This is a genomic window from Stomatobaculum sp. (assembly GCF_057248925.1).
In genome coordinates this window covers 83,128-95,039 of the sequence record NZ_DBHIHF010000008.1, presented here as the reverse complement: position 1 = coordinate 95,039, position 11,912 = coordinate 83,128, and the positions used below count along the sequence as shown (strand labels likewise).

Annotated in this window: 11 protein-coding genes; all 11 read right to left on the bottom strand. The window is 57.0% G+C overall.

Annotated elements, in window-relative coordinates; all coding sequences use genetic code 11:
- Positions 1–1,772: hypothetical protein (locus ACO4XG_RS04290; RefSeq protein WP_308508157.1), on the bottom strand; the 1,772-nt coding region annotated here is incomplete at its 3' end.
- On the bottom strand, positions 1,744–2,874 hold the full coding sequence (locus tag ACO4XG_RS04285; RefSeq protein ID WP_308508158.1) for a type VII secretion protein EssB/YukC: 1,131 nt from the start codon (positions 2,872–2,874) through the stop codon (positions 1,744–1,746). The genes ACO4XG_RS04285 and ACO4XG_RS04290, both read right to left, overlap by 29 nt.
- Before the next feature lie 9 nt (positions 2,875–2,883).
- Positions 2,884–3,114, bottom strand: a complete 231-nt coding sequence (locus ACO4XG_RS04280; protein WP_308508159.1) for a hypothetical protein — start codon at positions 3,112–3,114, stop codon at positions 2,884–2,886.
- Positions 3,115–3,122: 8 nt separating this feature from the next.
- Positions 3,123–4,847, bottom strand: a complete 1,725-nt coding sequence (locus ACO4XG_RS04275) for a hypothetical protein (RefSeq protein WP_308508160.1) — start codon at positions 4,845–4,847, stop codon at positions 3,123–3,125.
- Positions 4,848–4,909: 62 nt separating this feature from the next.
- The gene (locus ACO4XG_RS04270; RefSeq protein WP_308508161.1) at positions 4,910–5,203 is read right to left on the bottom strand and encodes a WXG100 family type VII secretion target; all 294 of its coding nucleotides are present in this window, start codon (positions 5,201–5,203) and stop codon (positions 4,910–4,912) included.
- 117 nt (positions 5,204–5,320) lie between these two features.
- On the bottom strand, positions 5,321–5,788 hold the full coding sequence (locus ACO4XG_RS04265) for a hypothetical protein (protein WP_308508162.1): 468 nt from the start codon (positions 5,786–5,788) through the stop codon (positions 5,321–5,323).
- A gap of 262 nt (positions 5,789–6,050) precedes the next feature.
- Complete coding sequence (locus ACO4XG_RS04260; protein WP_308508163.1) at positions 6,051–6,941, bottom strand: RsiV family protein; 891 nt, start codon at positions 6,939–6,941, stop codon at positions 6,051–6,053.
- Positions 6,938–7,498, bottom strand: coding sequence for an RNA polymerase sigma factor (locus tag ACO4XG_RS04255; protein ID WP_308508164.1), 561 nt, complete (start codon positions 7,496–7,498; stop codon positions 6,938–6,940). Before ACO4XG_RS04255 ends, ACO4XG_RS04260 begins: the two co-directional genes overlap by 4 nt.
- Before the next feature lie 533 nt (positions 7,499–8,031).
- Positions 8,032–8,979, bottom strand: a complete 948-nt coding sequence (locus ACO4XG_RS04250) for a D-2-hydroxyacid dehydrogenase (protein WP_009532521.1) — start codon at positions 8,977–8,979, stop codon at positions 8,032–8,034.
- A 92-nt stretch (positions 8,980–9,071) separates the two neighbouring features.
- On the bottom strand, positions 9,072–10,436 hold the full coding sequence (gene gdhA / locus ACO4XG_RS04245; RefSeq protein ID WP_330670099.1) for an NADP-specific glutamate dehydrogenase: 1,365 nt from the start codon (positions 10,434–10,436) through the stop codon (positions 9,072–9,074).
- A 198-nt stretch (positions 10,437–10,634) separates the two neighbouring features.
- Positions 10,635–11,858, bottom strand: a complete 1,224-nt coding sequence (gene gltS, locus ACO4XG_RS04240; RefSeq protein WP_308508165.1) for a sodium/glutamate symporter — start codon at positions 11,856–11,858, stop codon at positions 10,635–10,637.
- Between the last annotated feature and the right edge of the window lie 54 nt (positions 11,859–11,912).

Here is an 11,912-nt window from a genome sequence, read left to right as displayed (position 1 = left end):
AGGCTGACCGTCTCCGCCGCCGTGCGCACCCCGAGCGGCGCCGCGAGCCCGTCCGCCGCCCGGTTTTTCTTCCAGCGCGCCGCAATCTGCAATTCTTCCGGACTCTGCACGCCGAAGAGCTCGAGGAAGCCGAGTTTCTCCGGCAGTTCCTCGCTCGTATCCCGGCGATGAATCAGACCCGCGAGACGGCGCGCCGCACGCTCGATGTCCGCGTCGTCCGGAAGCTCGAGCCGCAGGCGCTCTGTCGCTATCAGGCCGTTTCTGAGGCAGAGCACCCCCTCACCGCCGCCCTCGACCGAAACTATGGTTTTCACGCTCTCCGGCAGCTGTTCCCGCCGCTCGGCACAGTAAATCAGCGAAATGCCGAGCTCCGGCGAAGCTTCGTCGAGATAGGACAGGAGACTGTGCCCCGCAAGCAGGCTCGCATCCTCTGCGACCAGCAGATACTGCGGCAAAAAATATCCGCTTTTCTTTTCCTCCCCCGCCTTCCGTTTTCTCTCTTTGATCTGCTGCAGAAGACCGCCGAGCACGGTCTCGGCCTCCTGCGTATGGGACAGAATGCCGCTGCACCGAAAATCCTTTCCCTCGAACTGCGGACACCAGGAAAAAGCTCGGTACAGCGCGCTGTCCGATGTCCTGCAGAGCAGAATCATCGAGAGATCCCGGTAACTCTGAAAAAAACAGAGCCGGAACAGATAATTCGAGAGCACTGCGCGGCACAGCTCCGGCGCGCCGAGGATGCCAAGCTGGGACTCTCTGAGATTCACAACGACCGGCATATCCGGCAAAGTTTCAAATTCCCGCTTTAATGCGAGAGCTTCGAGGCAGAGAGGATCCCTTTCCCGCTTGGTCTCCTGTTCCGAAAACCGTATGGCATAGGGCGCCGCCTGCCGCTGCCGCCCGAGTACGAGGCACATGAAATCCGCATCCCGGGGGCTGCGCTCATAAATCCGAGCCGCATAGCGCTCTGCCATCAAAAGCAGTTCACCGGTCTCCGGTGCCGTCAGCCCGGCGGCCTGTATACTCTGTTCCCGAAGCGAAAAGAAACGCTTCTGCATGCGAAGCAGATAGGCCGCATAGCCCTCCGCTCTCTCCGCCATGCGCGCTTTGGCGTTCTTTTTCCCCTGCAACAGCGCGATGACGGCAAAGCAGACCGTGAGTAACACGGTGCCGCCGCTCAGCGCAAACATCGAGGCGCGCCCCAGCGCAAAGGCCGTACCTCCCATCACGAGCACCGTGCCGAGCGGCATCAGGAGGCGGCGAAGCTGCTCGCCCCGCTGAACTTCCGGGAGATTCTCGGGACGCAAAAGCTCAATGCTCTTTTGAATCGGCGGCGGCAGGCGCCGCGGCGCACGGTCATAGAGCGGAAACCCGGGCGGGAGCTTCGACTCGGCGAGGCAGGGCGGGAGCGAACACAAAACACCCTTGCCGCAGAGGAGCAAGTTCTCGTCCCGGTAGCAGAGCAGCACGGTTCCGAAAAAGAGCTTGTCCCCTGTCTCAAGCCGCACGCTCCCTGCCTCCAGCTTTCTGCCGTTTTGGTAAACCTCGCCCCGGTAAAGCGAAAATTCTCCTTCCGGGGAGAGCACGGCAAAGAGTTCTTTCCCCGGGAAAATCAGCTGGCAGGGCGCACGATCCCCGAAGAAAACTTTCTCCCGCGGCAAATAGTATGACTGCTCGTCGGACAACACAGCGAGAAGCGACGCCCCTTCCTCTTTCAGCGGCGCCAGTGTCTCCAGAACCGACTCATTCCGCAGGTACAGATAGCGTTTCATTCGTCTCCTCCTGTTCCGGCTGCATCTTTTTCCGGAGTGTCTCGATTTCCGCTTCGATGCGCCGTTCCTCTGCTTCTTTCTCCTGCCCGCTCTTTGTGCGATCCCCGGCGAGCACGCTTTCTTCTTTTAACAGCGCATAGAGCTGCATCTCTAAGTCGCCGCGCCGTTTTGCCGCATCGAGCGCCTCGGGAAAGCGGTTCTGTCCGATGTAAATCCAGAAACGCAGTGTCTCCTCATCGCTCTTTGGATGAAGCCCCGCCAGAATATGCTCACGCTGCACGGGGGTAAGTCCCTCCGTAAAGATGCTCGCGCGCGCCAGCATATATCTGCCTTCCGCCGAGAGTTCTCCCGGCTTCACCCCGCGGAGCGCCTCTCCGACCGCGAGATAGTCCTCTCGGAGATAGGCCTCCGCCGCCGCAATCAACCGCTCCGCTTTCCGAAACCGAATGCGATACCAGTAAAAGAAACTGCCAGCGAGGGCCAGCAGGGCGATGCTCAGCAGCGGGAGCGCAATGCTGGTCAGAAGAAGACGCTGTCTCGAGACCCGCACCGTTTTCTCCCGGCGTCTTTTTTTCCGACTCTCCCACTGCGCCGAAAAATAAGCCGAGAGTTCCTTCGAATCGGTCTGCCGCGCGAGTCCCGAGAGCTGCTTTTCCGCCCGGAACAGCCGCTCGCCGCCCGCCAAAAAGTCCTCATAGGTATGGCGTTTCGAGAGCAGCGAGGCCGCCAGGGCCCGGTAAGCGCGAAAAAAGTCTTCTTTCGTATCCTCCTCGGCCGCCGCATCCCGCACCAGAACACGCGGGCACAAATTCCGGTCAAAAATCAGATTGTCCGGAGACAGTACAAAGTAATAGTGCGCACGGGCGGCTTCGAGCGCAGCACAGTTGGCGAGCAGGCGGAATTTTTCCTCTGTCTCCAGCGCCGCAGCCGCCGTGAAGTCCTGCCAGTCCTCTTCCGTCACAAAGCAAAAGAAGAAGCCGTTTTCCGCCTCCTCTATCCCGCAAGGACAAAAGAGAGGATTGCTCACGGCGAGCAATCCTCTCTTTTCTCTCTCCGCGCGAGACTCTGCATTCCGGATAAAAATGCGTCTTGTCGCGTCCATCTCTCCTCCTCAGATCAGTTCGAGCGCATCTCCGCTCACAATGCGGGCTGTCGCAAAGGACTGCGCGGTGCAGAGGACTTCGCGGCAAAGGCGCGAGCGCACATAGCAGCAGCCCGCCGCCTGTCGGCTGAAAATTTCCTTGGCCGCAAGACGCTCAAGCGTCTCCCGTATCATGAGACCGTCATCCAGAATCAGCGTCTCTTCCCGCGTATCCTCCCGCACCGTAATCATAATTTCCATCGTTATTTTCAGCCCTTTCGCCGCGCATAAAAACTCATACCGAAACCGAACAGCAACAAGAGAAGCGCTGCCGTTACCTGCCGGGGTTGCAGCCGTCCCGCAGCCTTCTCTGTGCGCTCCGGCGGCTTCGGCACTGAGTTCACCGGCACCGTCGGAATATCTCTCCGCGTTTCTTCCCGCAGTGCAAGCGGTGCCGCCATCTTCTCATAGCTCTCCTTATTCGGCAGACTGCCGTTTCGTGTGTGCGGCAGTTTCTTCGAAAAGCTTCCGAACAGGCGCTCGTTTTCCGTCGCGCCGACGCCGAGTTTTTCCTGCAGGCCGCCGACCGCCGCCTTGACGCGCGCCTCGCTGTCCTGCTCCGCCGTCGTAAACGCGCGATATATCGCTTCGCTGTACTGCATGGCACGCTGCTTTGCCTCGCGCTGTTCCCGGTCTGCCTCGTGTATGCTGTTCTGCAGCTGCTCCTGCTCCTGCCGCACAGCCTCGCGCTGCGCACTGCGACGCGCTCTGCTGTCGGCCTCTGTCTGCTCGGCCGAGAAGATTGCGTTTGAAAACGTTTCGCTCTCCCGCCGTATTTCCGTGAGTGTCGCCTCCCGCCGCTGCCGCATGGCCGCAACCATATCGTTTTCGACGATTTGTTTCATCGTCTCCTCGGGGAAGGCTGTCTCCTGTGTAAGTTCGCCCTCCAGCGCGTAAAGCGCGTCGCGTGTCGCATTCGAAGCGCTCGCAAGCCAGTTCCTCTCCTCGCGCCAGAAGCTCACATCCTCTCGGGACAGCGCCTCCGAGGGACTCGCCAGAAAAACGGCATTTGACGCCGAGGCCGTCCGCGAGAGGAAGCCTGTCGTATGCAGCACAGCGGCATTGGAGTTGCTCGCGAGCTTTTCTGTGAGCTGACCGCGACTCTCTTCGATCCGGCTGTGGTAGAGAGAAAGCTGCTCCTGTAATTTCCGCTCGCCATCCTCGCCGATAGCCTCCAGCGCGACCCCCTCTTCCGCAAGTTCTTCCATGCGTTTTTCAAGCTGCTCCCGCTCATCCAGCAGACGCGTCAGAATCTGTGCCTCCTGCTCGCTCTCGGCCAGCAGCGCATCGTATGCGCGACGAGTGAGTTCGGCTTTTTGAGACGGGGCCGGTTCTCCCGGGCGCTCCGGCAGTTCCGCGCGCTGTATCCACTGTTCGCTTCCGAGCCCCTTGACATGCTTAAGCTCCTCCGCTTGATTTCGGAGCGCCGTCTGCACAGCATCCTGAGCCCCGTGAAATTCACCGAGCACCGCGTGAAAGTAGAGGTAGACGATATTCTGGTTCATCCGCTCGCCGAAATTGTCAAGCCGCCGTTGCAACTCTGCCCGCTCGCTCTGCGGCAACTCCGCAGAGAGGTGATACCGCACCGTTGCCTGCTCCGGATGGCAGGAGATGCTGTCAACCTTCTCGGAAAAGTCTCCGGGAATCACGAGATACGCCGCGTAATAACCGCTCCGCACACCGCTCTCCGCCTCCGGCATACTCACAGAGACAAAATCGGCGTCCGGAAACTCCATCGCATCGGCCGCATAGTAAAGATGTTTTTCGCCGCGCCGTACGCCGTTATCCAGATTGACCACCGCAATCCGCCGACTGTACTGTGCCGCCCGGACAGGCGTCGGCGCCGCCCGGCTCTGTAACCCCGTATAGCCGCTGCCCATCGCAAATCCCGACAGAAAAAAAGCCACCATGGCCGCATACAGGCTTTTTTGCATAGAGTTCACCTCCCCCGAAAAAAGAGAGAGGGCGGCTGCCCTCTCTCCCGCCTTTCAGTCTGTCAGGACGAAAACTTCCGTGCCATTTCGCTGTCCAGTCTCTCGGTCGCCTCTGCCACGCCGTCACACTGTCTGGCAATGCTCTCAATGAGTTCGGCCATCTCGTTGAACGAGGGGCGCAGCGACTCAAACTGTGCGGCGAACTGCCGGCTCGCCTCACCTTCCCACTCATCCTGCAAAGTCGTGATGAGATTGCTCATGGTCTGAATAACCTGCTCAAAGTTTCCTTTGGCTGTGCGAAACTCGGTTGCTCTGCCGTGCATGGTTTCCGGTGTGACGCGAATCTGACCTGCCATTTGTTAACTCCTCTCTTAGGTGCGGTTAGCGGTTACAGTACAATACTATCAACTTTACAAACATAAGTCAAGTGATTTTGTACATTTAACTTACAATATTACTCACATTTTTCATCTTTATCGATAATTATGTTCATTCCGTAAGCCACCTTTCGCAAATTCTTCTGTTTTCATGTCGCTCTGTCTGTGGCGCTCGGCTCTCTGTAACTGCCGGAGACCGAAGAAAAAGCAGAGGAGCGCAAATCCGGCGAGAGCGAATCCCGGAAGCCTGTTTTCTGTCTCTCGCTCTGCGGCTGTCCGCACATAGCTGACTGTGCGCGGCGCAGCGAAAAGCCCCGCCGCCTCGCTCTTCTTTTGTACCTCGTCCTGCGGGGATGATGCGGTCTCGGGCAGAAAGCGGAGTCCCTGCAACAGAGATTCCCGCTCTGCCGCCTTTGCCGCCTGTCTCGCCTCTCGCTGTTTGTCCGAGGTTTCGGTAAAGAGCGGGAGGTCCGGACAACGATCGGTATACGCCTGCGCTGCCTCATAGTCCCGCTCCCGCAGATGCTGCGGATCAAGCTGTAATGCTTCCGGCTGCTCTCCCATCTTTTGTTCTCCTCTCCGAATTTTGTCCGACTTTCGCGATGCTATAGTCATACTTTATTTTATTTTGTTATCATTTTCAAGTTATATATGTATGTTTAGTTCTCAATCTTTGCGCAACAAAAAAGCGGTCGGAGCCGCTTTTTCGCAAATGAATAGAGCGCTCGGGGGAGAGCGCTCTATTTCTCTTGGGGGTTGTGCTTCTCATTTGTTGCATGATACAACGTTTGTCTTTCTTCTTGGCATGTCCTCCTTTCTCTCGGATTTACATTGCGAGACCCGACAAATTCTCGGGCATCACAAACTGTAGGCTTCCTTCCGACATCGGCGCAACTTCGCCTTCGTCAAAGCAGATGACCAGACGGCCTTCACTGTTCACATAGAAACTCTGGTCCTTCTTGATTTCTTTGAAATCATCCTCCGGAATCTCCGAACTCAGGAAGAAAACTTTTCCGGAATCTCCGGTCATTTCCGCCTGCATCTGCCGCTTGACTTCCTCACTCAATGTCTTCACATAATCGCTGCCCGGCGCGAACAGGTCACTGAGTTGCATCAGCTTCCCGTCGCTCTTCCGAATCGTAAAATACCGGTTTGTCTCTACACTGTCGGCATTCTGCCGGACCTGCGTCAAACAGACCGAATACCAGGCATCGCTGTCGGTCACAACTTTGGTCGAGAGCTCCAGGTTCGAGTACCCTTCACGCTTCATTTCCTCTCGGAACGCTGCAACCTGCTCGTCCGTGATGCGCTGTATTTCCGCATTCACTTCCTCGGCACTCTTTTCCGCGCGGACGGCCTGTGTGCCGCTCTGGCTCTCCGGCTGGATTTCTCCGACCTGCACGGTCGCGGTATGCCCGCCCTCTGCGAGCGTATAGTCGCGCACCGTCACCAGACGGAAGAAGGCACCGGCAATCGGCAGGCTCTGCAGAGCATAGGCGGTCGTGCGGTTTAAGTTCGGCAGCACTGCGCTGATCAGCGCGAGGCTCGCCGCAACGCCGAGTATCGAGCGAAACCGGTGACGCCTGATTGGCCGCACCCTGCTCTCATCCGCGGAAATTTCCTTCTGTTCCGGCAGTTGTAACGGCTGCTCCGCAGCCTCCTCTATCCAGTCCTCCGAGATATTGGCAACTGCCTCCATGATGTCCTGACTCCTCAAAGAAATTCCTCCTCTCTCAAGACAAGTGCCAAATTTTTGCGAATCCGATATAGACTCACCTTCACGGCACTCTCGCTCATACCCTGTCGAAGCGCGATTTCCTGAATCGAATCGGTATAGAAGTAGCGCCGCACGAAGAGAATCCGCTGCGTCTTTGGGAGCTTTTCCAGAAAGCGGTCAATGCAGACCGCGAGGCGGTTTTTGTCCGCAACCTCCTCGGTGCTCTCGCTGGTCGGGAGTACGTCCTCATCGAGCTCATCCAATGCAAGCTGATACTGCTCGCTGCAACGTTTCTCTGCATGCTGTTTCCGGAACAGGCTGAGTGCCAGATTTTTGACAATCCGGCTCAAATACGCGCGGAAATACTTCGGCTTTTCCGGCGGGATGCTGTTCCACGCCCGAAGCCAGGTGTCATTCAGACACTCTTCCACGTCTTCGCGCGAGGAGAGCACCGCACCCGCCACCTTGGAAAGATAGCGTCCGTACGCAGCTTCCGTCTCCTGTATTGCTCTCTGATCCCGCTGCTCATAGAGCGCGAGTAATTCCTGTTCCGTCATGCAAACTTCCCCCGTTTTGCTTCTCTATCAGATAAGACGCAAGCGTCCCCCGATTGGTTACTGCATTTTAGCATTTTTTTGAGAAATATTTTTTGCGCATCCCTGTTGCGATTTCTTTCTGCCGTCCTCCACCCGTCTTCATTCTCTTCTCCTATTTTCGTTTCTCCGCCGGACTCCTTGCCCGCATCTGCTGACGCTGTCTGTGCCTGCCTCCGGTAAGATTCTTTGTCTCTGTTCCCTGCACTGCTATTCCCGCTTCTCAACGGCTCTCTTTGCTCTGCCGATTTCCGTTCTCCCGCTGTTTTGCGCCGCACGGCTCTCGCATTCCGCTGCGCTACTATGCCCCTTGTTTTTCCGCGCGTTCGGCGAAACAGACAAAACGAGACAGTGCCGACACCGCCTTCGGGATTCGAACGGATTCTTCCTATTATTTCATACACAACCCGCAATGGGAATGACAAATTACATTAAAACGCAAAACAGCTGCCCGCGCCTGCGGACAGCTGTCTCGTCTGTAAAACTCGTATGGACTCTTACTTGAGGTTCATAACCTCTTTGACCTTCTCGATGATGTGGAGACCGATGTCTCTCGAAGCGTCAACCGTCTGCGCACCGATGTGGGGGCTGATGACAAAGTTGTCGCAGGAGAAGAGCGGGCTCTGGAACTCGTCGTTGCCGCTGAGACCGCTGCCTGCGAGCTCATTCTCCATCACGTCGGCAGCGTAGCCGCCGATTCTGCCTGCGCAGAGTGCCTCGTACATATCCTGCTCGTTGACGATGCCGCCGCGGCTCATGTTGAGCACGACTGCGCCGTCCTTCATCTCTGCGATCGACTTCTTGTTGAAGAGATCCTTGGTCTCCGGGGTCAGCGGAATGTGCAGGGAGATGAAGTCAGACACCTTGATCAGCTCGTCGATGCCCATGCCCTTTGCGCCCTCGCGCTCAAAGTCCTCGGGCTTCAGGAACGGATCGTACGCGACAATCGTCATGCCGAACGCCTTTGCGAGCTCGGCGACACGGCGGCCGATGCGGCCGAAGCCCATCACGCCGAGGGTCTTGCCGCGCAGCTCTCTGCCGACATACTTGTACTTATCCCAGATGTGATTGACCTTGACGTCCTGGTTTGCCGGAATCGTGTGGCGGGAGATGTCGAGCATCTTGGAGATTGTGAGCTCCGCAACCGCATTTGCGTTGAGACCCGGTGCGTTGAAGACCTGAATGCCCTTCTCCTTCGCGTACTCGAGATCAACATGGTTCAGACCGACCGCGCAGACGCCGATTGCCTTCAGGTTCTTTGCGGCGTCCAGAACATCGCGGTCAATCTTCGGATCGACGCGCATGATGAGCACATCCGCATCCGCAATCTCGCGAATCATCTCTTCCTTGGAGAGCGGCTTCCCGTCGGAAGTCTTCACATCCATGAACTTCTTCAGCTCCTCGGCAATGCCGGGATACACAGCATCTGTAATCAGGCACTTCATCGCTACTTTCCTCCTATTTGTTCAAAAACAGTTTCTTAGAAAAAAGCGACCGGAATTTGTGTTCCGGTCGCCTCAGTCTTGTTTGGTTTAACTTACAGTGCGCGACCCTGCTTAATCATAGCGTCTGCAACCTTCTCGAATCCGACAAGGTTAGCACCGGCAACGAGGTCGTAGCCGAGGCCGTAGCGCTCAGCTGCAGCTGCGGAACCGTCGTGGATGCCCTTCATGATCCTGTGCAGCCACTTGTCAACTTCCTCACCGTCCCAGAAGAGTCTCTCGGAGTTCTGAGACATCTCGAGTGCGGAGACAGAGACACCGCCTGCGTTGACAGCCTTGGACGGAGCAACAATCATGTTCTTCTGCTCAAGGAGATACTTCAGAGCCTCGTTCGTGGTCGGCATGTTCGCAACTTCGATGTAGTACTTGATGCCGTTCGCGACAATCTTCTTTGCCTCGTCGAGGTCAACGTCGTTCTGCGTTGCGCACGGCATCACGATATCGACATCCTTCTGACCCCACGGCTTCTGGCCTGCGAAGAACTGAACACCGAACTTGTCAGCGTAATCCTGGACCTTGTTGCGGCCGGATGCTCTCATCTCAAGCAGGTAGTCGATCTTCTCCTTCGTCGTAACGCCGTCCGGATCGTAGACATAGCCGTCCGGGCCGGACAGGGTGACAGCCTTAGCGCCGAGCTCAGCGAGCTTGGTTGCAACGCCCCATGCGACGTTACCGAAGCCTGCCAGAGCAACTCTCTTGCCCTTCATCTCGTCCTTCTCGTGCTTCAGAACCTCCTCGAGGTAGTAGACAGCACCGAAGCCGGTTGCCTCCGGACGGAATGCGGAACCGCCGAACAGCGGATCCTTGCCGGACAGAGCGCCGTTTGCATAGGAGGAGGTCAGTCTTCTCCAAGCGCCGAACATGTAGCCGATCTCACGGCCGCCGACACCGAGGTCGCCTGCCGGGCAGTCGACATCCGGTCCGATGAAGCGGAACAGGCCTTCCATGAAGGAACGGCAGAATCTCTGAATCTCGGCATCGCTCTTGCCGTTCGGATCGAAGTCGGAACCACCCTTAGCGCCGCCGATCGGAAGCGTGGTGAGCGAATCCTTAAAGGTCTGCTCAAAGCCGAGGAACTTGATGATAGAAAGGTTTACGTTCGGAGCGAAACGAAGGCCGCCCTTGTAGGGTCCGATCACGCTCGAGAACTGAACGCGATAGCCGCGGTTCACGTGCATGTTGCCCTGGTCATCCTCCCACGGAACACGGAACATGATGACACGCTCCGGCTCGACCATTCTCTCGAGAATCGCATTCTTCTCATACTCCGGATGTGCGTCGACCAGCGGGCTCAGCGAAGAGAAAACCTCCTCGACCGTCTGGCAGAACTCCGGCTCGTGCGAATTCTTCGCCTTAACCTCGGCAATGACTCTCTCAATGTACGGATTCAACTTGCTCATGTCACTTTCCTCCTACAGAAAATAAGATGATACAAACAATTATGTGGCAGGTTTTCTATATATTACCCACTCACGATGAAACCATTGTAACACTTTCCCTGAATCTTGGCTATCAGTCTTCTCGAATTGGTTATTGTAGATAGCGATAGGCGGCCTATACCGGGTTATACGCCGACCGGCTTGCAAAAAATGTACAGCTTACAGATGGAAGAAGCTCGTCAGGAAACCTGCGAAGCCCGTGATAATCAGGCCGTTCACGAAGTCGATGAAGAGCGAGCCGACCAGCGGCACAATCATGAATGCAACCGGGGCCGGACCGTAGATGTTCGTGATTGCCTGCATGTTTGCCATTGCGTTCGGGGTTGCGCCCATACCGAAACCGCAGAAACCGGACGAAATGACAGCCGCATCGTAGTCTTTGCCCATGATGTTGAAGACCACAAAGGATGCGTAGAACCACATGACGACGGTCTCAATCAGCAGAATGACAATCATCGGAACCGCGAGGTCCACGAGCTGCCAGAGCTTCAGGTTGCACATTGCGAGTGCAAGGAAGAGAGACAGGCAGACATTGCCGAGCGCATTCATCTCACCCATCGGCATCTTGACGCCGCGCGCCTCCTGGACGTTGCGGATGATGGCACCGACGATCATAGCGCCGATGTAAGCCGGCATCGTCAGAACCTTGCCGATGAAGAAGGAAACCACGGTTCCCGCGCCGACCGCAACGACAATGTAGAGCGCTGCGTTCAGGACATTGTTCTCATCGAGCGCTGCGGTGTCCGCAGAGACATCGACCGTTGTGGTCGGATGTGCTTCCTTCGCGCCGTCTGCATTCAGGCCCTTCGACTTTAAGCCGAACTTCTTGATTTTTGCGTAGGCAATCGGGCCGCCCATCATGCAGCCCGAAATCAGACCGTAGGTTGCGGCAGCGACTGCGACCGTGGTTGCGTTCGCGACGCCGAGATTCTCGAGGAAGGGTCCCCAGGAACCTGCGGTTCCGTGTCCGCCGACCAGCGGAATCGAACCCATCGCGAGACCGATGCGCGGGTCAAGGCCGAAGGCCTTTGCGCCGATCGCGCCGACCAGATCTTGAATCACGCACATCGCCGCGGAAATACCGAGGAACAGAATGACGCCGATACCGCCCTTTTTCAGCATACCAAAGGCCGCCATATATCCGACCGAGCAGAAGAATGCGGTCATGAAGACCTTCTGCAGGGTGACGTCCATGTCAAATTCCATGACGCCCGTGCCGCGGAGCACCGCGTGCACGATTGCGAAGACAAGTCCGCCGACAACCGGTGCCGGAATGCAGTAGCGACGGAGAAATTCAATCCGCGCGACCAATTCGCGGCCGATGAGCAGCATGACGACTGCTATCGCAAGCGCCTGATACATATCAAGCTTTACTGTTTGCATAGAAACCTCCTTTTCCCCCTGTCGGCACGGTGCCGGGTTCTTACCCGGTCCTCC